Consider the following 23,889-nt stretch of genomic DNA (forward strand, 5'->3'; position numbering starts at 1 on the left):
CTCTCCGAGGAGCGAACCAGACGATCGGAGTGGGCGATGGGCATGCGCGTGATCGGTGCACTGGCGGCCGTGGTGAGCGCGGCGGTGCATCTCTACCTGTGGTTCGACGGGGTGCGCGACCAGGGCACGGTCGGCGCGCTGTTCGTGGTGAACGTCGTCGCCGGGGCGGTCATCGCGGTCCTGGTGGTGGCCTGGCGGAGCTGGGTGCCCCTCCTCCTGCTCGCCGGGCTCGGGGCCACCACGCTCGCGGCGTTCGTCATCGCGACGACCGGAGGCCTGTTCGGCATCCACACGACGTGGGACAGCTGGTACGCGTGGGTCGCCGCGCTCTCGGAGATCCTCGCCGTGGTCGCGGCCGCCGCGGCGGCGTACGCCGAGGGCTGGCTCGGCTCACCGCGTCAGGCGAAGGACTGAGTAGCCCGACGCGGTCCGCACCTCGACCGACGCGATCTCCTCGGGCGGCATCGACGTCGCCAGGGTGACCCGCACCTCCCGGCCCGGCTCCGAGCTCCAGGAACCGGCCTGCTCGGTGCGGCCGTCGGCCGCGCGCACCACGAGGACGTACGTCGTCCGGCCGGCCAGGCCGCCCTGGTAGGTGCAGGTCAGGTCGATCCGCGTGCCCCAGCGACGCTCGGTGAGCGACACCCAGCCGGACGACGCGGTGCCGAGGCTGCTCATCGGCCGGGCGGCCGCGAGGTCCGCGGCCCGGTCCGGGCCGTCGTCGCGCAGGGCGGTGCCGATGCCGACCGCCCCGAGCACGACCAGGACGGCCGCCGCGGCCACGAGCGCGAGGACCGTCGCGCGACGCCGCCCCCGCGCCCGGCGTACCTGCGCCACCACCGCGGGGAGCAACGTGGGGGGCACCGGGTCCGCCGGCCGCGGCTGCTCCACGACATCCGCCGGCACCCGGCCCAGCAGCCCCGGCATGCCGGCGAGATCGCGCAGTGCGCGCGAGCAGTCGGCACACCCCGGCAGGTGCCGCTCGTAGTCCGCTCGCTCGCCCGCCGCCAGCGCCCCGAGGACGTAGACCCCGTCGAGGTGGGCGTACGCGCAGCTCCGGTCGCCCTGGTTCACGAGGACACCCCCGTCTCCTCGAGGATCAGCCGCAGGGCGCGCAGGGCGTAGTGCGTGCGGGACTTCACGGTGCCCTCGGGGATATCGAGGCGGCGAGCGGCCTCGGCGACCGAGCGCCCGCGGTAGTAGCACTCGACGAGCACGGCCCGGTGGTCGTCGGAGAGCCGGCGCAGCGCGTCGGCGACGACCCACGACAGCAGGAGCTCGTCGGTGCCGTCGTCGGCGACCTCGCCCGGCGGCGGGTCCGCGGTCGCGAACTCGCGGTACCCGCGCCGGGTGCGCCACTCGTCGATCACGATGTTGCGGGCGACCGTGAACAGCCAGGAGCGGACGGAGCCGCGGGACTCGGTGAGGACCGCGGCGTTGCGCCACGCACGCAGCATCGTCTCCTGCGCGACGTCCTCGGCCCGCGCCCGGTCGTTGCCGGTCAGGTGCAGGCAGAAGCCCCACAGCGCCGACGCGTGGTCGTCGTGCAGCGCCTGCATGGCCGTCGCCGGGTCCGGGGTCATCCGCACCTCCCGTGGAGAGGTACGGCGTCTCGCGGCCGGCGGTTCAACGCGAGGGCGGCGCCGACCGCGACGGTCAGCGCGGCGAGCAGGTAGGCATCGCCCGGGAGATGCTCGAACCAGCGCCAGTCGTACTCGCGCCCCGCCGCCCACGGCGGCCACACGATCGGCCGGGCCACGAAGACGGCGGTCCAGGCGACCGCCGCCGGCCGGCTGCGCTCGCCGAGCGCGAGGGCGATCGGCACCGCCCACACCCAGTGGTGCGACCACGACACCGGTGACGCCACGAGCATCGCCACGGCGGCCAGGCCAATGGCGAGCAGCCGGTCCCGGGGCCACCAACGGGCCGCGACCCCGAGCACCGCGAGGGCGGCGGGCGCGGCGACGGCGAGCCAGAGCCAGATCGGCACGGGCTCGCCGAGCAGCCGGGTCAGGGCGCCGTGCAGCGACTGGTTGTGGGCCAGTGCCGGGGGCCCCACGCGGCGGGCGTCGAGGAGCCCGTCGCTCCAGTACGCCGCCGCGGAGTCCGGCAGCGCGAGGAACCCGGCGACCACGGTGAGGCCGAAGGCCGCGCCCGCCCGGATCGCCGCGGCCCGCTGACCGGTGAGGACGAGCAGCACGACGAAGACGAGCGGCGTCAGCTTGATGCCGGCCACGATCCCCACGAGGACCCCCGACCAGCGCCGCCATGGGCCGAGCAGGTCGGCGAGCAGGGCGAGCATGAGCAGCAGGTTGACCTGCCCGAACGCGAGCGTCTGCCACACCGGCTCCAGGGCGAGGGCCACCGCGGCGAGGAGCACGACAAGCCACGGCGAGGTCGGCGTGCCCCGGGCCCGGAGCACGACGGCGATGCCGGCGACGAGCGCGGCCGTCGAGGCACCGGTCCACACCGTGGCGGCGAGGCTGCTCGGCAGCAGCGCGAGCGGGACCATCACCAGCGCGGCGAACGGCGGGTAGGTGAAGGGGTAGCCGGTGACCGGGTCGTCCGCGTCGTAGAGCCGCGCCTGGTGCAGGACCGCGTCGCCGCCGTACCGGTAGACGTGGAGGTCGGGGAACCCGCCCGCCATCGCGCCCGCCATCGCGCCCGCGATCGCGCCCGCGATCGCACCGGCCAGCACGGCGACGAGGACGCCTGCCGGGCCGGCTCCCCGCCGTACGCGGTCCATCTCAGCAGACTAGGCTCATCTAAGGTTGGCCGGTGCGACTGGCCACCTGGAACGTCAACTCCCTGCGCACGCGGATCGACCGCGTCGAAGCCTTCCTCGACCGGCACGACGTCGACGTGCTCGCCGTCCAGGAGACCAAGGCCCGCGAGGACCAACTGCCGTTGATGGGCCTGCAGGCACGCGGCTACGAGGTCGCCGCCCACGGCCTCAACCAGTGGAACGGCGTCGCCCTGATCAGCCGCGTCGGCCTCGACGACGTCACCCTCGGCTTCCCCGAGCAGCCCGGCTTCGGCGAGGCGCTCGACGTCGAGGCCCGCGCCCTCGGCGCGACCTGCGGCGGCGTCCGGATCTGGAGCCTGTACGTCCCCAACGGCCGCAAGCCCGACGACCCGCACTACGTCTACAAGCTGGACTGGCTCGCGCGGCTGCGCGCCGCCGCGACCGCCTGGCTCGACGTGCCGACCGCCCTCGTCGGCGACTGGAACATCTGCCCCACCGACGACGACGTCTTCGACGTCGCCCAGTTCAAGAATTCCACCCACGTCACGCCCGCCGAGCGCGCCGCCTTCCAGGCCTTCCTCGACGGCGGCTGGGCCGAGGTGACCCGCTCCTACGCTCCCGGCTACACCTACTGGGACTACTACCGCCAGCGCTTCGAGCGCGACCGCGGGCTGAAGATCGACTTCGTCCTCGGCTCGCCGGCGCTCGCCGATCGGGTGACCGGTGCGTTCATCGACCGCGACGAGCGCGACCCTGCGGCGTACGCCGGCGCCCCGTCGGACCACGCACCGGTGGTCGTCGACCTCGCGGACTGATCAGCGCGGGACCGTCACAGTCCCTGCCAGGCCGGCTTGGCGTCGTACACCTCCCGGTAGTGCTCGCGTCGGGCCAGCCCGGCTGCCGCCGCGCCGTCGCACAGCACCGTGACGTGCGGGTGGAGCTGGAGCACCGACGCGGGACAGGAGGCGGAGACCGGGCCCTCGACGGCGGCGGCGAGCGCGGCCGCCTTGGCGGCGCCGGTCGCGAGCAGCAGCAGGTGGCGGGCGCGCAGGATGGTGCCGAGTCCCTGGGTGAGCACGTGGCGCGGGACGTCGTCGACCGAGCCGAAGAAGCGCGCGTTGTCGCGCCGCGTCTCCTCGGTGAGCGTCTTGATCCGGGTCAGCGACGCGAGTGACGAGCCGGGCTCGTTGAACGCGAGGTGGCCGTCGGAGCCGATGCCGAGGATCTGCAGGTCGATGCCGCCGGCGGCGACGAGCGCCTCCTCGTAGCGCTCCCCCGCGGTCGCGAGCCCGCCGGGGTCGGGCGAGGGCCCCTGCACCCGCTCGGCCGGGATGCCGAGCGGGTCGGTGAGCTCGCGGGCGATGGTGGCCCGGTAGCTCTCCGGGTGGCCCGCCGGGAGGCCGACGTACTCGTCGAGGGTGAAGCACCGCACCGCGTCGTACGACGGCCCGGATCCGGCCGCGTGCCGACGGATCAGCTCGCGGTAGGTGGGCAGCGGGGTGGAGCCCGTGGCCAGGCCCAGCACGGCCCCGGGGCGGCCCCGGACGGCGGTCTCGACGACGTCCGCGCCGAGGGCGCCCACCTCCTCGGCGGAGTCCAGCGGGACGATCTCCATCAGCGCTCCCCTCCGTGCAGCACCCGGCCGCCGACGACCGTGGCGACCACTCTCAGGTCGTCGTCGACGAGGGTCAGGTCGCCGCGCGCGCCCGGGGTCAGGCGGCCGCGGGACGGGTCGCCGACGAGGTCGGCGGCGACCGCGGTGCAGCAGCCGACGACCTCGCCGAGCGACCAGCCGGTCGCGGCCCGGAGCACGCGCAGGCACTCCGGCAGCGACGCCGCCGACCCGGCGAGCGTCCCGTCCGCGAGCCGCACCGTCCCCTCGCGGACGACGACGTGCTGGTCCCCCAACCGCGCCGGTCCGTCGGCCATCCCCAGCGCGGCGGTGCAGTCCGTGACGGCGAGCAGCCGGTCGGGGCCGAGCGCGCGGGCGTAGGCCGCGAGCGTCACCGGGTGCAGGTGGTGCCCGTCCGCGATGACGCCGGCCACCAGCCGCGGCTCGGCCAGCGCGGCGCCCACCGGCCCCGGCTCCCGACCCGCGAGCGCGGGCATCGCGTTGCCCAGATGGGTGACCGCGCGAGCGCCGTGCTCGACCGCGGCGCGGACCTGCTCCGCGCTCGCCTCGGTGTGCCCGACCGCGACGACGACGCCCCGCTCGGCCAGGGCGGACACGAGGTCGAGTGCGCCCGGCAGCTCCGGCGCGATCGTGGCCATCGCGATACCGGCCGCGCGCGACCAGCCGGCGATCAGCTCCGGGGCGGGTGCCGCCAGCCAGGAGGCGGGATGCGCGCCTTTGCGGGCGGCGGAGATCATCGGGCCCTCGACGTGCAGGCCGAGCGGCCACGCGCCCGCCCAGCCGGCGGGCGGACCGGCCGCGAGCACCTCCAGCGCCGTCGTCCGCGCGGCCGGGGACGACGTGATCACGGTCGGCACGAACGCCGTCACGCCGTGGCCGGGCAGCGCCGCCGCGACCTCCCACAGCCGCTCCGGCGTGCGGGTGAGGTCGATACCGGCCGCGCCGTTGACCTGCAGGTCGAGGAAGCCGGGCAGGACGTGCAGCCCCGAGGCGTCGTACCGCGGGAGGTCCGCGGGGAGGTCCGCGGCCGCGCCGGCGACGACACCGTCCACGATCGCCACGTCGACCGAGCCGCCGACCACGCGCAGCCCGCTCATCGCGCCCCCAGCAGCGCGGCGCCGAGCGCGGCGACCGGCCGGTCGAGCGGCGCGAGCCGCAGCCGGCCGGGCAGGTCGAGCGAGCGCAGGAACGGCGACGCGGCGGCCTGCTCCGCCAGCGCGTGCGCGACGGCGACCCGGAGCCGTTCGCCGACGTGGGCGACCCCGCCCCCGAGGACGAGCACGGCCGGGTCGACGGTCAGCGCGACCAGTCGTACGGCGTCCGCGACCCGTGCCGCGAACCGGTCCCGCAGCGCGGCGGCGTCGGCCGAGCCGGCCGCTGCCGCGTCGAAGAGGGCCTGAGCCGCGGGCTGTCCGTCGCCCGGCCAGAGCGCGGCGATCGCCGAGCCGGAGGCGACCGTCTCGAGGCAGCCGACCTGCCCGCACTCGCAGCGCGGTCCGGCGGGATCGACGGGGATGTGCCCGATCTCGCCCGCCGCGTTGCGCGAGCCGCGCCGCAGGCGCCCGTCGAGCACGAGCGCCGCGGCCAGCCCGGTCCCGAGACTGAGGTAGCCGAGGTCGCGCTCCCCCAGCAGGGTCGCCGCGCCGAGGGCCGCGGCGTTGGCATCGTTGTCGAGGACCACCCGGGCGCCGGTCGCGGAGCCGAGCCGCTCGCTGAACGGGAAGCCGTCGGCGACGCCCAGGTTGACGGCGTGGCGCACCGTCCCGCGGGCGACGTCGACCAGGCCGGGGATGCCGACCCCGACGACATCGCCGACAACGCCGACATCGCCGGAGTCTCCGTCGCCGCTGCCCGCGGATCCGGCCGACGCGCGGAGCTTCTCGACGACCTCCGCCGCCGCGGCCACCACCTGGTCGCCGCCGGTCGGACTGGTCACCCGCAGCGACGCCCGCACCTCTCCGTCGGCCGACGTGACGACGCCGAGGATCTTGGTCGCCCCGATGTCCAGGCCCATGAGCAGGTCGCTCACCTGTGCAGTCCTGCCTCTCCCACGATCCGTGTCACCGCCGCGATCGACGGCTGCCCGTTGCCCCGGGTGCAGATCCGCGCGTGCGGCGCGTCCTCCCACCCGGTCCGCGGCCCGGGCCAGCCCCACTCGACGACCACCATCGGCCCCGGGTGTGCGGCCAGGGCGGCCGCGACCTCCGGGCGCCGGTGCGCGTCGCGGACCTGGACGACGACCGGCCCGGCCGGCAGCGGATCGCCGCCCATCACGACGAGATCAGGGTCCAGTCCCCAGCGACCGGCGCCCACCGCGATGTTCGCCTCGGTCTCGATGCTCACCACCGCCGCGCCCGTCAGGTCCGGCAGCGGCCCCTCGACCCGGCAGGCCCGCCGTGCCGCGTCGGCCAGGACGTCCGCGTCGAGGGTCGTCTCGCGCACCCCCGCGGCCCGGGCCCGCGCCCGGCGCGACAGGCCGGCCACCCGTTCCGCCGCGTCGGCCAGCCGGCCGACGGGGAGCCGGTCCGACGCGACGGCGGCGACGATCGCCGCCTGGACGTCGCGGACCAGCGCGGCCGGCTTGTCGGGGCCGAGGCAGAGCAGGTCGCAGCCGGCGGCGAGCGCGCGTACGGCGGCGGCGGGGATGCCGCGGGAGGCCGAGGCGCCGGCCATGTCGAGCGCGTCGCTCACGATCACGCCGTCGTGGCCCAGCTCGGTGCGCAGCAGCCCCAGGACCGGCGCCGACAAGGTGGCCGGCGCGGACGGGTCCAGCTCGGGGACGACGATGTGCGAGGTCATGACCGACGCCGCTCCGGCCTCGACCGCCGCGGCAAAGGGCACCAGCTCCCGCGAGCGCGCCACCTCGAGCGCGACCGGGAGCGTCGGCAGGGTCAGGTGGCTGTCCTGCGCGGTGTCGCCGTGGCCCGGGAAGTGCTTCACGCAGGCGGCCACGCCGGCGGACTGCAGGCCGGCCACCCACGCAGCCACGTGGCGGGCCACGAGCCGGGGGTCCGCACCGAAGCTGCGGGTGCCGATCACCGGGTTGTCCGGGTTGCTGTTGACGTCGGCGACCGGACCGAGGTCGAGGTCGATCCCGACCGCGGCGAGCTCCGCCCCGACCGCGGCTCCGACCCGGCGCGTCAGGGCGACCGCGTCCACCGCGCCCAGCACCGCCGCCCCGGGCACGGGGCTGGCCGACCGGGTGTGCAGCCGGGTGACGTCGCCGCCCTCCTCGTCGGTCGCGACCAGCACGTCGGCGCGCACCTCCCGGATCGCGCGCACCAACGCGGCCGCGTCCGCCGTCGCACCGGTGAGGTTGGAGCCGAACAGGCAGATCCCACCGAGCCCCTCGGCCAGCAGCGCGGCCCAGTCGCCGGGCAGCGACGTCCCGGCGAAGGACGCCAGCTGCACGCGCAGCGCCAGCTCGGCCACCCGCTCGGCGGCCTCTCCCGGGGCGCTCATCCCTTCACCGCGCCCGCGGTCAGCCCGGACACCATCCGGCGCTGCACGATGAGGAAGAAGACGATCACCGGGATCGTGATCAACGTGGAGGAGGCCATGATGGCGCCCCAGTCGACGCCGCGGCTGCGGGCGTCGGTGAAGGCGACCAGCCACACCGGCAGCGTCTCCTTGGCCGGGTCGGTCATCACCACGACGGCGAGCGTGAACTCGTTCCACGCCTGGATGAACCCGAAGACCCCGGTCGCCACCAGCCCCGGTGCCAGGAGCGGGAGCGTGACCCGGAAGAACGCCTGGACCCGGGAGCAGCCGTCCATCATCGCGGCCTCCTCGAGGTCACGCGGCACGCCGTCGACGAAGCCGCGCAGGGTCCACACGGTGAACGGCAGCACGCTGGCGACGTACACCAGGGTCAGGCCGATGACGGAGTTCAGCAGGCCCATCCCGTCGAGCATCTTGTACTGGCTGATGAACAGCGCCTCGGCGGGGATCATCTGGATGAGGAGCAGGGTCAGGATGAAGGTGCGCCGGCCGCGGAAGCGGAACCTGCTGACGGCGACGGCCGCCAGGAACGCGAACAGGATCGCCACCGCCACCGTCAGCAGGGTGACGCTGAGGCTGGTGACCATGGCGTCGGCGAAGTCGTCGTCGCCCAGGATCCTGCGGTAGTTGTCGAGCGTGCCGCCCCACGGGAACAGCACCGGGTCCTCGCCCCTGATCTCGTTGCGCGGCAGGAACGACCGGCTGACCATCCAGTAGACCGGGAACACGCACGCCAGCAGGACCACGATCCCGATCAGGTCGGCGCCGACGCGGACGCTGGTGGGGGTACGACGGGCCATGTGCTCAGTCCTCCTCCTGCTTGACCATCAGCCGGACGTACGGCGCGGTCAGCACGATCGTCAGCACCAGCATGAACATCGCAGCCGCGGCGGCGGTGCCGAAGTCACCGCCCTTGATGCCGAGGGTGTAGATGTAGGTGCCGAGCAGGTTGGTGTCCTTGCTGACGCCGCCGGCCTTCTGCAGCGTGTAGATCTGGGTGAACACCCGCAGGTCCCAGATCACCTGGAGCAGGAGCACCACCAGCAGCACCGGCCGGATCGCCGGCAGCACGACGTGGACGAAGCGCTGCCAGGTGCCGGCACCGTCGATCTCGGCCGCCTCCAGCACGTCCTCGGGCACCTGGGTGAGCGCGGCGTAGAGCGTGAACACGACGAACGGGACGCTCATCCACACCACCACGATCGTCGCCACGAGGAAGAACGACCACGGCTCAAGCAGCCAGCCGTGGCCGGCGAAGTCGCCGCCGGCCTGGGTCAGCAGCCAGTTCACGACGCCGTACTCGGTGTCGAAGAGGAACTGCCACACGGTCATCGCCGCGACGACCGGCATCGCCCACGCCAGCAGCAGCCCGCACTGGGCGAGGATCCGCACCGGCCTGCTCATCCGGGCCATCAGCAACGCCAGGCCGAGCCCGAGCGCGAAGGTCAGGCCGGCATTGACGAAGCAGAACGCCACGGTGCGCAGCACCACGACCCACAGCCCGCGGTCGGTCAGGAGGGCGCGGTAGTTCGCCAGGCCGGTCCACTCCGGCGGCTGCCCGAACTGCTGGGCGAGCCCGAACTCCTGCAGCGACAGCACGACCTGCCGCACGAGCGGGTAGCCGAGCGCCAGGGCCAGCAGCGCGATCGCGGGCAGCACCAGTCCCAGCGGCAGGCTACGGCGACCCATCAGATCCTCCCGTCCTCAGCCCGGCAGCGTGGCGCACGGCGGCGAGGCCGTCCGGTGCGCGCCGGCGACCTGGCGCACACCATCATGCTCTGCTGTGCGACGCAGGCTCGGCGGCGCGCACCGGGCGCGACACGCTGGGGCAGATCCGATCAGTTCAGCTCGGCGTCGATCTGCTCGTCGGCCTCCGCGGCGAGCTTCTTCACGTCGCCGCCCTGCGCGATCCGGCTGTAGAGGTCCTCGAGCACGAACTTGCCCTCGACGGTCGCCCAGCTGGCGGCCGGCGGGGTGAGCTTGGCGTTGGACGCGGCCTCGATGGTGGCCCGGGCGAACTCGTCGTCGCCGAGCTTGCTGGCGTAGGACTCCCGGGCCGGCGTGAGGCCGGCGTCGGCGAGGATCGTCTGGAAGTCCTCGCTCAGCATCAGCTCGACGGCGTCGCGCGCGAGATCCTGGTGGGGGGACTTCGCGGAGATCGCGATGTTCGAGCCTCCGAGGAGCACCGGGGCGGGCTCGCCGTCACTGCCCGGCAGCGCGAAGACGCCCACCTGCTCGGCCAGCTCCGGGCAGCCGCTCTCCTCGTCGGTGAGCATGCCGTGCACCCACCCGGGACGCGACATCATGCCGATCTTCCCCGCGCAGAACGGCGTGACCGGGTCCGACTCGTTGGCGTCGGCCGGCGCGCCCGACGCCGAGGTGTAGAGGTCCTGGAACGTCTCGAGGCCCTGGATCGACTCCGGTGAGGACAAGGTGCCCTTCCAGCCGTCGCCGTCGGGTGCGGCGAAGTCGCCACCGGCGTCCCACAGGAAGGCCGCGCCGTCCCGCCAGTCCTTCCCGGGCAGCCAGTAGCCCGAGAAGTCTGCCTGGCCGCTGTCCTGCTTGAGCTTCTTGGCCGCGGCGACGAAGTCGGCCATGGTGGCGGGGACCTCCGTGATGCCCGACTTCTCGAACAGGTCCTTGCGATAGAAGACGTACGTCGACCCGGCGTAGTAGGGCACCGCATAGGTCTTGTCGTCCACCGAGCCCGCCTCGACGAAGCCGGGGAGCAGGTCGTCGCCGCCGAGGCTGTCGAGGTCGCCGGTGAGGTCGCTGAACGCGCCGACCGTGGTGAAGGTCGCGGCCTGGGTGTTGCCGACCTCGACGACGTCGGGGGTCTGGTCCGCCGAGGTGAGGGCGGTGGTCAGGCGCTCGACGAGCCCCTCCCACTCCTGCTGCTCGATCGTCAGCGTGGCGTCGGGGTGCTCGTCCTCGAACGTGTCCTTCAGCCAGGCCCGCGCCTCGTCGGGCGTGTCCGCGCCGTTGAGCCAGACCACGATCTCGGTCTTGCCCGAGCCACCGCCCGACTCGTCGCCGTCACCGTCGCCCGAGCCGCATGCACTGGTCACGCCCAGCAGGGCGGTGACCGCCACGACGGCCGCGCTCCTGAGCGCCTGTGTCTTGTTGTATCGCACCGCTTGCTTCCCTTCGGTCTTCCTCACGGTCAGGACACCCCCAGCTCGCCGGCGAGCACGACGCCCGTGGCCCCGGCGAGAACCCCGTCGTCGCCCAGGGACGACGTACGGACGACGAACTGCTGGGCCGACACCGGCATCACCCGGTCCCGGACCGCCTGTTCGGCGACGCGGGCCAGCGGCTCGACCAGGTCGGCCGGGCCGCTGAGCACCACCTCGCCGAGGTTCAGCGTGGCGACGACCGGCGCCAGCGCCTGGCCGAGGCGGTCCCCCGCGTCGGCCAGCACCGCGTCGGCGCCGCCGGCGGGGGCAGCGGCCAGCTCGCGGCGCAGCCGCGGGACGGCCAGGTAGGTCTCGAGGCAGCCCGGACGGCCGCAGCCGCACAGCGGACCCTCGGGGTCCACCTGGACATGGCCGATCTCCCCGGCGGCCCCGCCCTGTCCGTGCAGGAGCGCGCCGCCGAGCACGAGTCCGGCGCCGAGGCCGGTGCTGAGTCGGAGCAGCAGCAGGCCGCCCTCACCGCGGCTGCCGAACACGAACTCCCCCATCACCGCGGTGTTGGCGTCGTTGGCGACGTAGACGGGCAGGTCCAGCGCGGCGGCGAGGTCGTCGGCCAGGCGCAGGTCGTGCCAGCCGAGGTTCGGCGCGTCGAGCACGACGCCGTCGGGCGTGACGACGCCGGGGGTGGCCACGGCGACGCCGAGCAGGGGACGGCTGCTGCGCGCGATCAGATCGGCGGCGAACTCCCGCACGAGGGCGACGGCGTCGGCGCCGAGCCGGCCTCCGCGGGGCCGGGCGTCGCGCAGCACGACCTGCCCCTCGAGGGTCAGCACCGCCCCGGCGACCTGGTCGTCGACGGAGAGGTCGATCGCGACGACGTGCTTGGCGTCGGCCACGAGGCCCACGAGGGTCGGCGGCTTGCCGACCCGGCTCTCGCTCGGCGTACCGAGCTCCTCGACCAGCCCCTCCGCCAGCAGCTCGGCGACGAGGTCGGAGACGGTGACCCGGGTCAGCCCGCTGGTGCGGGCGAGGTCGGCGCGACTGGCGGGGCCGGCGGCGAACAGCTCCTGGAGCAGCATCGAGCGGTGGTGCCGGCGCGAGTCGGCCCGGTCGAGCTTGATCCGCTCGCGGGGCGAGCGGGTGGTCGGGCTGCGCCAGGACATGTTTGTTAGTTCAGCACACTTACATATACCCTCGCAAGGGCAGAATGCGATCCAGGTCACACGGATCTAGCGAGGAGCAGCGATGGCCAGCATCACCTTCGAGGGCGCCCAGCGGTGGTACGCCGCCGCGGACGCCCCCGCCGTCCCCGGCATCGACCTCGTGGTCGAGGACGGCGAGTTCCTCGTCCTGGTCGGCCCCTCGGGCTGTGGCAAGACCACCACCCTGCGGATGCTCGCGGGCCTGGAGGACGTCGATGCCGGTCGGATCCTCATCGGCGACCGCGACGTCACCCGGCTCCCGCCGAAGGACCGCGACATCGCCATGGTCTTCCAGAGCTACGCGCTCTACCCGCACAAGACGGTCCGGGAGAACCTCGGCTTCGCGCTGCGGATCGCCAAGGTCGAGCGCGCGGAGCGGGAGCGTCGGGTCGCCGGCGTCGCCGACCTCCTCGGCCTCACCGAGCTGCTCGACCGCAAGCCCAAGCAGCTCTCCGGCGGTCAGCGGCAGCGCGTCGCGATGGGCCGGGCGATCGTCCGCTCCCCCCAGGTCTTCTGCATGGACGAGCCGCTGTCCAACCTCGACGCGAAGATGCGGGTCCAGACGCGCAGCGACATCGCCCGCCTGCAGCGCGAGCTCGGCGTCACGACCGTCTACGTCACCCACGACCAGGTCGAGGCGATGACCATGGGCGACCGCGTCGCGGTGATGAACGCCGGCGAGATCCAGCAGGTCGACGCGCCCCTCGCGCTCTACGACCGCCCGGCCAACCTGTTCGTGGCCGGCTTCATCGGCTCACCGCAGATGAACCTGCTGGCCGCCGACGTCGGCCCGGACGGGCTCACCCTCGGCGGGCATCTTGTCCCGATCGACCCCGCGACCCGCGCCTGCCTCACCCCGGAGGTCACCGTCGGCGTGCGCCCGGAGGCCTGGTCGCTGGTCGCCCCCGGCGCCGGCGTACCGGTCCGGGTGGGCCTGGTCGAGGAGCTCGGCTCCGACGGCTTCGCCCACGGCACCGCCGATCTCGGCGATCGGACCGTCCCGGTGGCCGTGCGCCTGCCCTCCCGCGGCCACGTCGGCCCGGAGGATCTTCTGCACGTCGCCGTGCCGGCGGGAGCCGCGCACGTCTTCGACACGGCCAGCGGTCGCCGGCTCAGTCCCTGATTCGGTCGGAGGGATGGCCTAGCGTGGAGGGGTGAGCAGCGCGGCGCCCCAGCGCCCCCGACCGGCCTCCACCACGTTGTGGGAGGAGGGCCGGCGTCCCGGCCGCGAGGTGGTCGCCCTCGCGGTCGCCCTGCTGCTCACCGCGACGGTGCTCGACCTGATGCTCTCCGAGCGCCTCGGCCTGTTCTTCGACCTCGCGTTCGTGACGATCTGCGTGGGGGCCGCGCTCGCCGTGCGCCCGCGCGACTTCTTCACCGTCGGGGTGCTGCCGCCGCTGGCGATGGCGCTCGTGATCGTGCTGCTCGCCCTCAGCGACCGCGCCAGCATCGCGCGTCCCGACGACGGCGTCGCGCAGGCCGCGATCTCCGGGCTGTCCCGGCACGGCATCGCCCTCGGCTTCGGGTACGCCGCGTGCCTGGGCCTGCTGGCACTGCGCCGCTCCTTCGTGGACCGCCGCCGGGCCTGAGCCGTTCGAGCCCCGCCGAGCTGTAACTACCTGTTCTTGCTGCTACCTGACCCGTAGACCGGTTGGGGAGTGACATGGACAGGTAGTTACAGCTCGGGGCGTTCCTCGGGACGTCACATCGGGCCGACGTGGGAGCCGCAGCGCGCCTTCTTCGTCCCCGTCTCGACCGTGTCGGTGAACGACTGGTACAGCGCCCACGGGCCGGTCCGGTGCGCGATGCAGATCTGGAAGGACGCGCCGTAGCCGCTGGTGCCGTAGCCGGCGATCCGGTTGCCCTTGGCGAACCTCACGCCGTAGGTCTTCTCGAAGTGCAGCAGGTCGATGTCGCCCGCCCCGGTCGGGTAGGGCCCGCCGGCGGCGACCGCGCGGACCACTCCGGCGGCGGTGATCGCGTCGGCCACGGCGTTGTCGACGCGGGTCTGCACGACCTGCTGCTGGAGGATGCGGGCGGCCTTGCCGCACGCCGAGTGCGAGCCGCGCACCGCGTTGCGGGTGGCGCGGAAGGCCCGCTTGCGCTTCGAGTCGTAGAACCACGCGGCCTTCTTGCCGCTCATGCTCCGCGCGGCCTGGGTGAAGACACAGAACTGCTTCACGCCGACACGCAGGTAGCCGACCTTGGGCGAGGTCACCAGGGCGGCGTTGGCGTAGCCGTCGTCGGGCGCGGCGCCGGTCGCCTTGCGGTGCTGGCGCACCGCCTTGGCGGTCTTGAGCACCTTGGCCCGGTCGGAGCCCGCACGCTGCCGCTCGGCGGCCCCGGCGGCCCCGGCGGTGGCGGCCGGTCCTGCGGTGTCGATGCCGTCGGCGGTGGAGACACCGCCCGCGGGACCGACGACGAGGGCGAGGGACAAGACGGCGGCGGCGACGTACTTCACGAGATTCCCTTCGATGACGGACACGGTCTAGAAGCGGTCGGGGTCGCCCGCGCCCCGGCGGACGACCTCGGGCGCACCCTCGGACCAGTCGACGACGGTGGTGGGCTCGGCCGGGGTCTCCCCCGCCTCGACGACGATGTCGACGTCGTGGTCGAGGTCCTCCTTGACCTCCCAGCCCATCGTGCGCGGCTCGGTCTCCCCCGGAAGGATCAGGGTCGAGCTCAGCAACGGCTCGCCCAGCTCGGCGAGCAGCGCCTGCACGAAGGTGTGCTCGGGGATGCGGACCCCGACGGTGCGCTTCTTGGGATGCAGGAGGCGGCGGGGCACCTCCGGCATCGCCGGGAGGATGAAGGTGTAGGGCCCCGGCGTCGCGGCCCGGATGGCGCGGAAGGCCGCGTTGTCCACGTGGACGAGCTGGCCGAGCTGGGAGAAGTCGCGGCACACGAGGGTGAAGTGGTGCTTGTCGTCGAGCCCCCGGATGCGCAGGATCCGGTCGCGGCCGTCGCGATTGCCGATCCGGCACCCGAGGGCGTAGCCGGAGTCGGTCGGATAGGCGATCAGCGCGTCGTCCTGCAGCGCCGTGACGATCTGCTGGAGCAGCCGCGGCTGGGGATTGTCCGGGTGGACGTCGAGGTAGCGCGCCATGCTCAGGCCCGGCCCGCGGCCTTGAGGTCGCGGTGCAGCTCCTTGGGCAGCGAGAACGCCAGGGTCTCCTCGGCCGTCTGCACGGGACGGGCGTCGGGATAGCCCCGCTCCGCGAGATAGCCCAGCACCTCCTGGACCAGGTGGTCGGGCACCGACGCCCCCGAGGTGACGCTGACCGAGCGCACGCCGTCGAGCCAGGACTCGTCGAGCTCGGAGACGTCGTCGATCCGGTACGACGCCTTGGCGCCGGCCTCGAGCGCGACCTCGACCAGGCGCACCGAGTTGGACGAGTTGGCCGAGCCGACCACGATCACCAGGTCGGCGGTTGCTCCGATCTCCTTGACCGCGACCTGGCGGTTCTGGGTGGCGTAGCAGATGTCGTCGCTGGGCGGGTCCTCGAGCTGCGGGAACTTCGCGCGCAACCGGCGGACGGTCTCCATCGTCTCGTCGACGCTCAGCGTCGTCTGGGAGAGCCAGGCGAGCTTGGCGCCCTCGGGCAGCTCGAGGGTGTCGACGTCGTCGGGGTGCTCGACCAGGATCGTCTGGTCCGGGGCCTCGCCCGCGGTGCCCTCGACCTCCTCGTGCCCGGCGTGCCCGATGAGCAGGATCGTGTAGCCCTCGCGGGCGAACCGGACCGCCTCGCGATGCACCTTCGTCACCAGCGGGCAGGTGGCGTCGATCGTCTTCAGCTCGCGCTCGGCCGCCTGACGGTGCACCGCCGGCGAGACGCCGTGGGCGGAGAAGACGACGGTCGCGCCGGCCGGGACCTCGTCGAGCTCCTCGACGAAGATCGCGCCCCGGGACTCGAGGTTCGACACGACGTGCTTGTTGTGGACGATCTGCTTGCGGACGTAGACCGGCGAGCCGTAGAGGTCCAGCGCCTGCTCGACGGTGACCACGGCGCGGTCGACGCCGGCGCAGTAGCCGCGCGGGTCGGCGAGCAGCACCTCCCGCTCGGCGTCCTCCAGCAGGCGCGGCGTTCCCAGGTCGATCGTCATGGCGCCCAGTCTACGGACCGACGAGCCCGTCCACCGAGTCGCGACGGCCCCACCCCCCGCCCGCCGGGGTTTGCCGCCGGCACCCGTCGGGAGGATGAGGACATGGCCCTGTCTCCGCCGCCACCGCCAGCACCGTCACCACCGCCGCCACCGCCGCCCCGGGACCGAGCGGGCCGCGCGCCGATGCCGGACTCCCTGCCGCTGGTCCTGCTCGGCGTCCTGCTCCTGGCCGACCTCGTGCTCTACCTGGCGCCCGGCTGGCTGGCCACCCAGGGCCGTGGCCCGATGCCGGAGAACCTCGGGATCAGCCTGACTGTCGTCCTCATGCTGCTCTTCAGCGGCCTCGTGGCCCTCGCCGCCCGGACCCCCGGTCGACGCCTGGCCGCCGCGCTCGTCGCCGGGTCGATGGTCCCCGTCCAGATCGCGTTGGACATCGTGCTCCGGACCGCGGACTTCACGTCGGTCCGCGACCTCGAGGTCCTCATGGCCGGTGGCGCGACGTTCATCGCGGTGGTCCAGGTCGCGGCCTGGGGCGTCGCCCGACGCGAGGGACGGGTGTGGCCGGTCGGCCTGGTCGCGCTCGTGGCCGTCGCCGTGGTGCAGTGGGTCGTGCGCTTCGACGTCGGACACCTGGTGACCGATCTGGTGCCGGGCGACGGGACCGGGGCGCTGCTGGGCGCCTGGGCGATCTTCTGGGCCTGGTTCACCGTGCCCGTGCTGCTCACCGGCGTGCTCTGCTTCCTCATCGACCGTCACGGGCCGCGCGGTCGGGTCGCCGGGCACCCGTACTGACCAGGCCCCGCGGGGCCCTGAAATGCGGATCGGCCCGTCGCGTTCGCACGCGACGGGCCGATCCGGTGGACCTGGTCAGGCCTTGTCGGCGTCCTCGGCGGACTCCTCGGCCGGCGCCTCCTCGGCGACCTCCGCCTCGGCCTCGGGGGCCTCGGTCTCGTCAGCCTCGGTGCCCTCGACCTCGGCGGCCTCGGTCTCCTCGACCTCGGTGGCCTCGGCCTCGGCGGCCTCGGCCTCGGCGGGCTCCTCGGCCGGCGCCGGGGCAGCGGCCGGAGCCTTCGCCGTGGACGCGGTCGGGGCGTACGCCTCGGTCACCAGCTCGATGACGGCCATGGGGGCGTTGTCGCCCGCACGGTTGCCGATCTTGGTGATCCGGGTGTAGCCACCGGGACGCTCGGCGAAGGTCGGGGCGATGTCCTCGAAGAGGGTGTGGACGACACCCTTGTCGCGGATGACCTTGAGGACCTCGCGGCGCTGGTGCAGCGGGTTCTCGCCGGCGTGGGCCTTCTTCGCCTTGGTGATCAGCTTCTCGGCGTACGGGCGCAGGGTGCGCGCCTTGGCCTCGGTGGTCGTGATCCGGCCGTGCTCGAAGAGCGCGGTGGCCAGGTTCGACAGGATGAGGCGCTGGTGCGCGGCGCCGCCGCCGAGGCGGGGGCCCTTCTTGGGCTTGGGCATTGCGTTTCTCGCTTTCCTGCCCGGCCGTATGAGGTACCGGGTGCTAGGTCCGGCCGTGTCAGGTACCGGATTCGGTCACCGGGACGGATCCGCCCCGGCGGGTGCTGCTGGATGCTGCGCTACTGCTGTTGCGCTGTGTTGCCGCCAGACCGACGGTGGTCCTACGGATGCCAACCGCGGTGTGAGGTGTCGCCCGGCGGCGAAGCCGCATCGGGTGACGACCCTGGGCCCGAAGGGTCCGGGCGAGTCACCCGAGAGGCGACAGCCTCACACCATCTTCACTTGTGTTGCCGCCAGTCCGACGGTGGTCCTACGGAAGCCAACCGCGGTGTGAGGTGTCGCCCGCGGCGAAGCCGCGGCGACGAGGGCCCGCGGGCCGAGCGCAGCGAGCGCCCGTGCGGGCCTCGTCGACGGGCGACAGCCTCACACCATCAGACTCAGAACTCCTCGGACTCGATGAACGACTCGTCGTCGTCCTCGTCGTCGGAGTAGTTGGCCAGGGCGGCCGACGGGTCGAAGCCCGGGGCGCTGTCCTTGAGGGACAGGCCCATCTCGTGCAGCTTGGCCTTGACCTCGTCGATGGACTTCGCGCCGAAGTTGCGGATGTCCAGCAGGTCCTGCTCGGAGCGGCTGATGAGCTCACCCACGGTGTGGATGCCCTCGCGCTTGAGGCAGTTGTAGGACCGGACGGTCAGCTGCAGGTCCTCGACCGGGAGGGCGAGGTCGGCGGCGAGCTGCTCGTCGACGGGCGACGGGCCGATGTCGATGCCCTCGGCCTCGACGTTGAGCTCGCGGGCCAGGCCGAAGAGCTCGACCAGCGTCTTTCCGGCCGACGCGATGGCGTCGCGGGGCAGGATGGACGGCTTGGTCTCGACGTCGATGACGAGCTTGTCGAAGTCGGTGCGCTGCTCGACACGGGTGGCCTCGACCTTGTAGGTCACCTTGAGGACCGGGCTGTAGATCGAGTCGACCGGGATCCGGCCGATCTCGTTGTCGGCGCCCTTGTTCTGCACGGCGGAGACGTAGCCGCGGCCCCGCTCCACGACGAGCTCGAGCTCGAGCTTGCCGTTGTCGGAGAGGGTGGCGATCTTCAGGTCGGGGTTGTGGACCTCGACGCCGGCCGGCGGCGCGATGTCGGCACCCGTGACGTCACCGGCACCGGACTTGCGCAGGTACATCGTGACCGGCTCGTCGTGCTCGGAGGAGACGACGAGGCCCTTGAGGTTGAGGATGATCTCGGTGACATCCTCCTTCACGCCCTCGATGGTCGAGAACTCGTGGAGGACGCCGTCGATCTTGATGCTCGTGACCGAGGCACCGGGGATCGAGGAGAGGAGGGTGCGACGCAGCGAGTTGCCGAGCGTGTAGCCGAAGCCGGGCTCGAGCGGCTCGATGACGAAGCGCGACCGGAACTGGTCGACGGTCTCCTCCGACAGGGTGGGGCGCTGTGCGATGAGCACTTGTTTCGTTCCTTTCCGGGCCGACCGCTATATGAGGACCCAGACGTGGTGCGGAATGGAGAAGAGGGACTGCGGATGACGCTGCCCGCCCCGGTGCCCTCACGCGTCGGAGGGCGACCGGGACGGGCTCGCGATCACTTCTTGGAGTAGTACTCCACGATGAGCTGCTCCTGGATCGGCATGTCGATCTGCTCGCGCACGGGCAGCTGGTGCACCAGGATGCGCATCCGCGACGGCAGCGCCTCGAGCCAGGCCGGGACGATCCGCTCGCCGTGGGTCTCGCGAGCCACGATGAACGGCGTCATCTCGAGCGACTTCTCGCGCACGTCGATGATGTCGTACTGGGTGACCTGGAAGGACGGGATGTCGACCTTCTTGCCGTTGACCAGGAAGTGACCGTGGGTCACCAGCTGGCGGGCGTGGCGGCGCGTCCGGGCGAAGCCGGCGCGGTAGACCACGTTGTCGAGGCGGCACTCCAGCAGCTGGAGCAGGTTGTCGCCGGTCTTGCCCTGGCGACGGGCGGCCTCTTCGTAGTAGCGGTGGAACTGCTTCTCCAGCACGCCGTAGGTGAAGCGGGCCTTCTGCTTCTCCTGCAGCTGGTTGCGGTACTCGCTCTCCTTGACCCGCGCGCGGCCGTGCTGGCCCGGCGGGTAGGGGCGCTTCTCGAAGGCGGCGTCGCCGCCCACGAGGTCGACGCCGAGGCGGCGCGACTTCTTGGTCAGGGGTCCGGTGTAACGGGCCATCTCAGATCTCCTTCAAGTCCTCAGGTCAGACGCGACGGCGCTTCGGCGGGCGGCAGCCGTTGTGCGGGGCGGGGGTCACGTCCTGGATGGTGCCGACCTCGAGGCCGATCGCACCCAGCGAGCGGATCGCCGTCTCGCGACCCGAGCCCGGGCCCTTGACGAAGACGTCGATCTTCTTCATGCCGTGCTCCATCGCCCGACGGCCCGCGGCCTCGGCGGCCATCTGAGCGGCGTACGGGGTGGACTTGCGGGAGCCCTTGAAGCCGACGGTGCCGGCAGAGGCCCACGAGATCACCGCACCGGTCGGGTCGGTGATCGTGACGATCGTGTTGTTGAACGTGCTCTTGATGTGGGCCTCGCCCTGAGCGACGTTCTTCTTCTCCTTGCGGCGCACCTTCTTGGCGCCCGCGCGAGCCTTGGGAGGCATGCGTTATCTCCTTGAGAAAGCTGGTCGGTGTGAGAGGCAGTGTCGAGCCCGGGGGCTCAGATCACTTGGCCTTCTTCTTGCCGGCAACCGTGCGCTTCGGGCCCTTGCGGGTGCGAGCGTTGGTCTTGGTGCGCTGACCGCGGACCGGAAGGCCCATGCGGTGACGGCGACCCTGGTAGCTGCCGATCTCGATCTTGCGGCGGATGTCGGCCTGAACCTCGCGACGGAGGTCACCCTCGATCTTGAAGTTCGCCTCGATCTCGTCGCGGAGCTTGACCAGCTCCTCGTCACCCAGCTCGTGGACGCGGAGGTTCGGGCTGACGCCGGTGGCCTCCAGCAGCTGCTGGGCGCGGGTACGGCCGATGCCGTAGATGTAGGTGAGTGCGACCTCGATGCGCTTGTCGCGCGGCAGGTCGACTCCGACGAGGCGTGCCATGGTGGCTTCCCTTTCGAACAGTCACGGTGGTCTGGTCGTGATGCATCCGGGCGGTGTTGCTCGTCGTGCCCAGCTCCGGCCATCCGCTCCGGAGGTGATTCGGCCCTGCGGCCTCAGCGATCACGTTGATGAGTATTCAGTTGTCTTGCCGCCGGCCTCCTGTGGCCGAGACGAACTCGACCGCGGTCCGGCAGCGTGTCGCCCGCGCGCAGCGCGTCGGAGGCAAGCATGGGCCCGAAGGGTCCGTGCGCAGCCTCCGACAGGCGACACGCTCGGACCATCCAACTCAGCCCTGCCGCTGCTTGTGGCGCGGGTTCTCGCAGATCACCATGACGCGGCCGTGGCGACGGATCACCTTGCACTTGTCACAGATCTTCTTCACGCTCGGGTTGACCTTCATGTCAGCCCTTTCTTGCTAGTGGCGGAGAAGTGAGCCGGCGGCTCACTTATAGCGGTAGACGATCCGTCCGCGGGAGAGGTCGTACGGCGAGAGCTCCACCACCACGCGGTCCTCGGGGAGGATCCGGATGTAGTGCTGACGCATCTTGCCGCTGATGTGAGCGAGGACCTTGTGGCCGTTGCTCAGCTCGACTCGGAACATGGCGTTCGGAAGGGCCTCCACGACGGAGCCCTCCATCTCGATGACGCCTTCTTTCTTCGCCATGTCTCACAATCTGCTCGGGAATGTTGCGTGCTACCGGTGGCCCGGGAACCTCTCGGACGCCCGCGGGCGGCCGAGTGGACCTCGTGGGCCGTGCACCACACACAGAACCCACGTTGGACCGACACGCCAGTCTATGTGCTGGCGCCAACGATCTCTAAATCGGCGAGCCGCACCGCTCAGCCGGCGAGGAGCTCCAGGGTCCGTTCGCGAGCGGGCGAGGTGCGCGGGTCGGTGCCCCGCAGCGCGCCGCCGACCGGGTTGACCATCACCTCGTCGACACCGTACGACGCCGCGAGGTCGGCCAGTTCGGCGCGGGCTGCGGCAGCGTCGCCGATCACCCAGCGCTCGCGCATCGCGTCGATGAGCGCCTCGTGTCCCTCGGGCAGGCCGGCCTCGACGATCGTCTCGGCGTCCTCGACCGTGCGCTGGGCGACCAGCGGCTGACCGGTGCGCAGGGCGAGCATCTGGAGCAGCTGCGGGAGCGCCAGCCGGTGCGCCTCGTCGGCGGTGTCGGCCACGGAGGCGTTGACGGTGAGGAAGGTCCGCGGCCGCGACGCCTCGGGCGAGGGCCGGAAGGTCGAGCGGTAGAGCTCGAGCGCCTCGGCCGTGCCCGAGCCGGAGAAGTGGTGGGCGAAGACGTAGGGCATGCCCTTCTCGGCGGCGAGCCGGGCGGAGTAGTCGGAGGAGCCGAGCAGCCAGATCTCCGGCACCGACCGGGCGGCGGGGGTGGCCTTGAGCACGTGCTGGGAGCCGCGCAGCGCCAGGCCGACGCCGGCCGGCTCCATCATGGCGAGCACGTTGTCGACGTACTCCGGGAAGCGGGCCACCGCCTCGTCGCTGACGCCGCCGGCCCCGTGGCGCAGGGCCCAGCTGGTGACCGGGTCGGTGCCGGGCGCCCGGCCGATCCCGAGGTCGACCCTCCCCGGGAAGGCCGCCTCGAGCAGGGCGAACTGCTCGGCGACGACCAGCGGCGCGTGGTTGGGCAGCATCACGCCCCCGGAGCCGACGCGGATCCGCTCGGTGGCCGACGCCACCAGGCCGATCACGACCGGAGGGTTGGTGGCGGCGACCGCCGGCATGTTGTGGTGCTCGGCCAGCCAGTAGCGGCGGTAGCCGAGCCGGTCGGCGGTCCGGGCCAGGTCGAGGGTCGCCGCGAGGGCGTCGGCCGTGGCCTGGTCGCTGCGGACGGGGACCAGGTCGAGGACGGAGAGCGCGAGAGTCATCGTGGGCCCAAGGCGCTCGACCGCCTCGACATTCCCGGCGGTGCGATCAGCGCCAGTCGGGACCCGCGGTGTCGTCGACGTCGGCCGGGTCGCGCGGGCTGGTCACGTGGTCCGCGACGTGGTCGTCGCCGCCGCGCGAGGACTTCCACAGGCTCGCGACCGCCGTGACGACCAGGGTCGCGATGATGACGCCCAGGCTGAACAGCGACGGGATGTCCCAGACCTTGACGTGCTCGCCGCCGTTGATGAACGGCAGCTCGTTCTCGTGCAGGGCGTGCAGGACCAGCTTGACGCCGATGAAGGCGAGGATGAACGCCAGGCCGAGGGAGAGGTAGACGAGCTTCTGCAGCAGGCCGCCGAGCAGGAAGTAGAGCTGGCGCAGGCCCATCAGCGCGAAGACGTTCGCGGTGAAGACCAGGTAGGGCTCCTGGGTGATGCCGAAGATCGCCGGGATCGAGTCGAGGGCGAAGAGGATGTCGGTGACACCCAGCGCGATGATGACGATCAGCATCGGCGAGACGAAGCGGACGCCGTTCTCGTGGTACCACAGCTTCAGGCCGTGCCAGCTGTCGCCGACGCGCATCCGGCGCCGGGTGAAGGCCACGATCGCGTTGTCCTCGGGGTGCTCGTCCTCGTGACTGCCGTAGGACTTCACCAGGCCGTAGGCGGTGTAGACCAGGAAGGCGCCGAAGGCGTAGAAGATCCAGCTGAAGTTCTCGATGAGGGCGTAGCCGAGAGCGATGAAGATGCCGCGGAAGATGAGCGCGAGCACGATGCCGACGAGCAGCGCCTCCTGCTGGTACTTCCGGGGCACCTTGAGCGCCGACATCAAGATGATGAAGACGAAGAGGTTGTCGATCGACAGGGAGTACTCCGTCAGCCAGCCGGTGTAGAACTGGATGCCGTAGTCGTGGCCGTGGTGGAGGAGGATGAAGACGCCGAAGGCCACCGCCGCGCCGACGTAGATCGAGAGCGCGATGGCGCACTCCTTCATCGACGGCTCGTGCGGATCGCGGGCGATCACGAACACGTCGAAGAGGAGGACTCCGACGGTCACCGCGATGGTGATCGTCCATTCCAGGCTGGTCACGTCCATAGAGGTGTCCCTTCAGGGGCGGATGCGTCGACAGATCGCCCGAGGTCTCTTCC

Annotated in this window: 28 protein-coding genes; 5 read left to right on the forward strand and 23 right to left on the reverse strand. The window is 72.4% G+C overall.

All coding sequences use genetic code 11. From position 1 onward, the window contains the following. Positions 1–36 precede the first annotated feature (36 nt). Positions 37–414: a hypothetical protein gene (locus ACPZVR_RS13710; RefSeq protein WP_436700158.1), complete on the forward strand. Its 378-nt coding sequence runs from the start codon at positions 37–39 to the stop codon at positions 412–414. On the opposite strand, the gene ACPZVR_RS13715 is transcribed toward ACPZVR_RS13710, so the two are convergent. From ACPZVR_RS13715 to ACPZVR_RS13725, 3 genes are read right to left on the reverse strand one after another with little or no spacing between them, the layout of a single operon-like run. Then, positions 391–1,074, reverse strand: a complete 684-nt coding sequence (locus ACPZVR_RS13715; protein WP_436700159.1) for an anti-sigma factor family protein — start codon at positions 1,072–1,074, stop codon at positions 391–393. The two genes, ACPZVR_RS13710 and ACPZVR_RS13715, sit on opposite strands and share 24 nt — an antisense overlap. Next, positions 1,071–1,583, reverse strand: a complete 513-nt coding sequence (locus tag ACPZVR_RS13720; RefSeq protein WP_436700160.1) for a sigma-70 family RNA polymerase sigma factor — start codon at positions 1,581–1,583, stop codon at positions 1,071–1,073. The genes ACPZVR_RS13715 and ACPZVR_RS13720 overlap by 4 nt, the downstream gene beginning before the upstream one ends. Beyond that, positions 1,580–2,746, reverse strand: a complete 1,167-nt coding sequence (locus tag ACPZVR_RS13725) for a glycosyltransferase 87 family protein (RefSeq protein WP_436700161.1) — start codon at positions 2,744–2,746, stop codon at positions 1,580–1,582. The genes ACPZVR_RS13720 and ACPZVR_RS13725 overlap by 4 nt, the downstream gene beginning before the upstream one ends. Before the next feature lie 32 nt (positions 2,747–2,778). On the opposite strand from ACPZVR_RS13725, the gene ACPZVR_RS13730 reads away from it, so the two are divergent. Then, entirely contained in the window at positions 2,779–3,561 is a 783-nt protein-coding gene (locus tag ACPZVR_RS13730; protein WP_436700162.1) for an exodeoxyribonuclease III, read from the forward strand. 14 nt (positions 3,562–3,575) lie between these two features. Here the strand turns inward: ACPZVR_RS13730 and nagB are convergent, their stop codons facing one another. The 8 genes from nagB to ACPZVR_RS13770 form a co-directional block, all read right to left on the reverse strand. After that, the gene (nagB, locus tag ACPZVR_RS13735; RefSeq protein WP_436700163.1) at positions 3,576–4,361 is read right to left on the reverse strand and encodes a glucosamine-6-phosphate deaminase; all 786 of its coding nucleotides are present in this window, start codon (positions 4,359–4,361) and stop codon (positions 3,576–3,578) included. Then, a complete protein-coding gene (gene nagA / locus ACPZVR_RS13740) occupies positions 4,361–5,476 on the reverse strand; it encodes an N-acetylglucosamine-6-phosphate deacetylase (protein ID WP_436700164.1) in 1,116 nt (371 codons plus the stop codon). The genes nagB and nagA overlap by 1 nt, the downstream gene beginning before the upstream one ends. Then, entirely contained in the window at positions 5,473–6,408 is a 936-nt protein-coding gene (locus tag ACPZVR_RS13745; protein WP_436700165.1) for an ROK family protein, read from the reverse strand. Before ACPZVR_RS13745 ends, nagA begins: the two co-directional genes overlap by 4 nt. Next, positions 6,405–7,841, reverse strand: coding sequence for a glycoside hydrolase family 3 N-terminal domain-containing protein (locus tag ACPZVR_RS13750; RefSeq protein WP_436700166.1), 1,437 nt, complete (start codon positions 7,839–7,841; stop codon positions 6,405–6,407). The genes ACPZVR_RS13745 and ACPZVR_RS13750 overlap by 4 nt, the downstream gene beginning before the upstream one ends. Further along, positions 7,838–8,680, reverse strand: a complete 843-nt coding sequence (locus tag ACPZVR_RS13755) for a carbohydrate ABC transporter permease (protein ID WP_436700167.1) — start codon at positions 8,678–8,680, stop codon at positions 7,838–7,840. The genes ACPZVR_RS13750 and ACPZVR_RS13755 overlap by 4 nt, the downstream gene beginning before the upstream one ends. 4 nt (positions 8,681–8,684) lie before the next feature. Beyond that, complete coding sequence (locus tag ACPZVR_RS13760) at positions 8,685–9,569, reverse strand: carbohydrate ABC transporter permease (protein ID WP_436700168.1); 885 nt, start codon at positions 9,567–9,569, stop codon at positions 8,685–8,687. 149 nt (positions 9,570–9,718) lie between these two features. After that, a complete protein-coding gene (locus tag ACPZVR_RS13765) occupies positions 9,719–11,014 on the reverse strand; it encodes an extracellular solute-binding protein (RefSeq protein WP_436700169.1) in 1,296 nt (431 codons plus the stop codon). 29 nt (positions 11,015–11,043) lie between these two features. Further along, positions 11,044–12,177, reverse strand: a complete 1,134-nt coding sequence (locus ACPZVR_RS13770) for an ROK family protein (protein WP_436700170.1) — start codon at positions 12,175–12,177, stop codon at positions 11,044–11,046. 82 nt (positions 12,178–12,259) lie between these two features. Here ACPZVR_RS13770 and ACPZVR_RS13775 point away from each other — a divergent pair, with 82 nt between their 5' ends. Together ACPZVR_RS13775 and ACPZVR_RS13780 are read left to right on the forward strand one after the other, a co-directional pair. Next, the gene (locus tag ACPZVR_RS13775) at positions 12,260–13,339 is read left to right on the forward strand and encodes an ABC transporter ATP-binding protein (RefSeq protein WP_436700171.1); all 1,080 of its coding nucleotides are present in this window, start codon (positions 12,260–12,262) and stop codon (positions 13,337–13,339) included. A 31-nt stretch (positions 13,340–13,370) separates the two neighbouring features. Beyond that, on the forward strand, positions 13,371–13,805 hold the full coding sequence (locus tag ACPZVR_RS13780; RefSeq protein WP_436700172.1) for a DUF6542 domain-containing protein: 435 nt from the start codon (positions 13,371–13,373) through the stop codon (positions 13,803–13,805). A 113-nt stretch (positions 13,806–13,918) separates the two neighbouring features. On the opposite strand, the gene ACPZVR_RS13785 is transcribed toward ACPZVR_RS13780, so the two are convergent. From ACPZVR_RS13785 to ACPZVR_RS13795, 3 genes are read right to left on the reverse strand one after another with little or no spacing between them, the layout of a single operon-like run. Next, a complete protein-coding gene (locus ACPZVR_RS13785) occupies positions 13,919–14,701 on the reverse strand; it encodes a hypothetical protein (RefSeq protein ID WP_436700173.1) in 783 nt (260 codons plus the stop codon). A 3-nt stretch (positions 14,702–14,704) separates the two neighbouring features. Further along, complete coding sequence (locus ACPZVR_RS13790) at positions 14,705–15,322, reverse strand: L-threonylcarbamoyladenylate synthase (protein ID WP_436700174.1); 618 nt, start codon at positions 15,320–15,322, stop codon at positions 14,705–14,707. A gap of 2 nt (positions 15,323–15,324) precedes the next feature. Beyond that, positions 15,325–16,320, reverse strand: coding sequence for a 4-hydroxy-3-methylbut-2-enyl diphosphate reductase (locus ACPZVR_RS13795; protein WP_436700175.1), 996 nt, complete (start codon positions 16,318–16,320; stop codon positions 15,325–15,327). 183 nt (positions 16,321–16,503) lie between these two features. Here ACPZVR_RS13795 and ACPZVR_RS13800 point away from each other — a divergent pair, with 183 nt between their 5' ends. Then, positions 16,504–17,112, forward strand: a complete 609-nt coding sequence (locus tag ACPZVR_RS13800; RefSeq protein WP_436700176.1) for a hypothetical protein — start codon at positions 16,504–16,506, stop codon at positions 17,110–17,112. A 75-nt stretch (positions 17,113–17,187) separates the two neighbouring features. Here the strand turns inward: ACPZVR_RS13800 and rplQ are convergent, their stop codons facing one another. From rplQ to ACPZVR_RS13845, 9 genes are all read right to left on the reverse strand, one after another. After that, on the reverse strand, positions 17,188–17,787 hold the full coding sequence (gene rplQ, locus ACPZVR_RS13805; RefSeq protein WP_436700177.1) for a 50S ribosomal protein L17: 600 nt from the start codon (positions 17,785–17,787) through the stop codon (positions 17,188–17,190). Between the two features lie 437 nt (positions 17,788–18,224). Continuing rightward, the gene (locus ACPZVR_RS13810; RefSeq protein ID WP_141797602.1) at positions 18,225–19,247 is read right to left on the reverse strand and encodes a DNA-directed RNA polymerase subunit alpha; all 1,023 of its coding nucleotides are present in this window, start codon (positions 19,245–19,247) and stop codon (positions 18,225–18,227) included. Between the two features lie 134 nt (positions 19,248–19,381). Continuing rightward, positions 19,382–19,990 carry a 30S ribosomal protein S4 gene (rpsD, locus tag ACPZVR_RS13815; protein ID WP_408896619.1) on the reverse strand — a complete coding sequence of 203 codons (609 nt, stop codon included), beginning with the start codon at positions 19,988–19,990 and terminating at the stop codon, positions 19,382–19,384. Positions 19,991–20,015: 25 nt separating this feature from the next. Beyond that, complete coding sequence (gene rpsK, locus ACPZVR_RS13820) at positions 20,016–20,417, reverse strand: 30S ribosomal protein S11 (protein WP_038681087.1); 402 nt, start codon at positions 20,415–20,417, stop codon at positions 20,016–20,018. A gap of 61 nt (positions 20,418–20,478) precedes the next feature. Continuing rightward, positions 20,479–20,853 (reverse strand): 30S ribosomal protein S13, encoded by a 375-nt coding sequence (rpsM, locus tag ACPZVR_RS13825; protein ID WP_436700178.1) that lies wholly within the window; start codon positions 20,851–20,853, stop codon positions 20,479–20,481. Positions 20,854–21,139: 286 nt separating this feature from the next. Beyond that, positions 21,140–21,253, reverse strand: coding sequence for a 50S ribosomal protein L36 (gene rpmJ / locus ACPZVR_RS13830; protein ID WP_008361054.1), 114 nt, complete (start codon positions 21,251–21,253; stop codon positions 21,140–21,142). A 42-nt stretch (positions 21,254–21,295) separates the two neighbouring features. After that, on the reverse strand, positions 21,296–21,517 hold the full coding sequence (gene infA / locus ACPZVR_RS13835; RefSeq protein ID WP_028656368.1) for a translation initiation factor IF-1: 222 nt from the start codon (positions 21,515–21,517) through the stop codon (positions 21,296–21,298). A gap of 176 nt (positions 21,518–21,693) precedes the next feature. After that, on the reverse strand, positions 21,694–22,740 hold the full coding sequence (locus ACPZVR_RS13840; protein WP_436700179.1) for an LLM class flavin-dependent oxidoreductase: 1,047 nt from the start codon (positions 22,738–22,740) through the stop codon (positions 21,694–21,696). Positions 22,741–22,786: 46 nt separating this feature from the next. After that, positions 22,787–23,836 carry a TerC family protein gene (locus ACPZVR_RS13845; protein ID WP_436700180.1) on the reverse strand — a complete coding sequence of 350 codons (1,050 nt, stop codon included), beginning with the start codon at positions 23,834–23,836 and terminating at the stop codon, positions 22,787–22,789. Positions 23,837–23,889 lie beyond the last annotated feature (53 nt).

The organism is Nocardioides segetis, assembly GCF_051390595.1.
GTDB lineage: Bacteria > Actinomycetota > Actinomycetes > Propionibacteriales > Nocardioidaceae > Nocardioides.

Bases quoted from the DNA above. Each gene is read 5' to 3' on its own strand.
- rpsD (WP_408896619.1), bottom strand. From the start codon at position 19,990: ATGGCCCGTTACACCGGACCCCTGACCAAGAAGTCGCGCCGCCTCGGC.
- ACPZVR_RS13770 (WP_436700170.1), bottom strand. From the start codon at position 12,177: ATGTCCTGGCGCAGCCCGACCACCCGCTCGCCCCGCGAGCGGATCAAG.
- rpsK (WP_038681087.1), bottom strand. From the start codon at position 20,417: ATGCCTCCCAAGGCTCGCGCGGGCGCCAAGAAGGTGCGCCGCAAGGAG.
- ACPZVR_RS13710 (WP_436700158.1), top strand. From the start codon at position 37: ATGGGCATGCGCGTGATCGGTGCACTGGCGGCCGTGGTGAGCGCGGCG.
- rplQ (WP_436700177.1), bottom strand. From the start codon at position 17,787: ATGCCCAAGCCCAAGAAGGGCCCCCGCCTCGGCGGCGGCGCCGCGCAC.
- ACPZVR_RS13755 (WP_436700167.1), bottom strand. From the start codon at position 8,680: ATGGCCCGTCGTACCCCCACCAGCGTCCGCGTCGGCGCCGACCTGATC.
- ACPZVR_RS13800 (WP_436700176.1), top strand. From the start codon at position 16,504: ATGCCGGACTCCCTGCCGCTGGTCCTGCTCGGCGTCCTGCTCCTGGCC.
- ACPZVR_RS13775 (WP_436700171.1), top strand. From the start codon at position 12,260: ATGGCCAGCATCACCTTCGAGGGCGCCCAGCGGTGGTACGCCGCCGCG.
- ACPZVR_RS13795 (WP_436700175.1), bottom strand. From the start codon at position 16,320: ATGACGATCGACCTGGGAACGCCGCGCCTGCTGGAGGACGCCGAGCGG.
- ACPZVR_RS13760 (WP_436700168.1), bottom strand. From the start codon at position 9,569: ATGGGTCGCCGTAGCCTGCCGCTGGGACTGGTGCTGCCCGCGATCGCG.
- ACPZVR_RS13725 (WP_436700161.1), bottom strand. From the start codon at position 2,746: ATGGACCGCGTACGGCGGGGAGCCGGCCCGGCAGGCGTCCTCGTCGCC.
- rpsM (WP_436700178.1), bottom strand. From the start codon at position 20,853: ATGGCACGCCTCGTCGGAGTCGACCTGCCGCGCGACAAGCGCATCGAG.
- ACPZVR_RS13790 (WP_436700174.1), bottom strand. From the start codon at position 15,322: ATGGCGCGCTACCTCGACGTCCACCCGGACAATCCCCAGCCGCGGCTG.
- ACPZVR_RS13720 (WP_436700160.1), bottom strand. From the start codon at position 1,583: ATGACCCCGGACCCGGCGACGGCCATGCAGGCGCTGCACGACGACCAC.
- nagB (WP_436700163.1), bottom strand. From the start codon at position 4,361: ATGGAGATCGTCCCGCTGGACTCCGCCGAGGAGGTGGGCGCCCTCGGC.
- rpmJ (WP_008361054.1), bottom strand. From the start codon at position 21,253: ATGAAGGTCAACCCGAGCGTGAAGAAGATCTGTGACAAGTGCAAGGTG.
- nagA (WP_436700164.1), bottom strand. From the start codon at position 5,476: ATGAGCGGGCTGCGCGTGGTCGGCGGCTCGGTCGACGTGGCGATCGTG.
- ACPZVR_RS13845 (WP_436700180.1), bottom strand. From the start codon at position 23,836: ATGGACGTGACCAGCCTGGAATGGACGATCACCATCGCGGTGACCGTC.
- infA (WP_028656368.1), bottom strand. From the start codon at position 21,517: ATGGCGAAGAAAGAAGGCGTCATCGAGATGGAGGGCTCCGTCGTGGAG.
- ACPZVR_RS13750 (WP_436700166.1), bottom strand. From the start codon at position 7,841: ATGAGCGCCCCGGGAGAGGCCGCCGAGCGGGTGGCCGAGCTGGCGCTG.
- ACPZVR_RS13840 (WP_436700179.1), bottom strand. From the start codon at position 22,740: ATGACTCTCGCGCTCTCCGTCCTCGACCTGGTCCCCGTCCGCAGCGAC.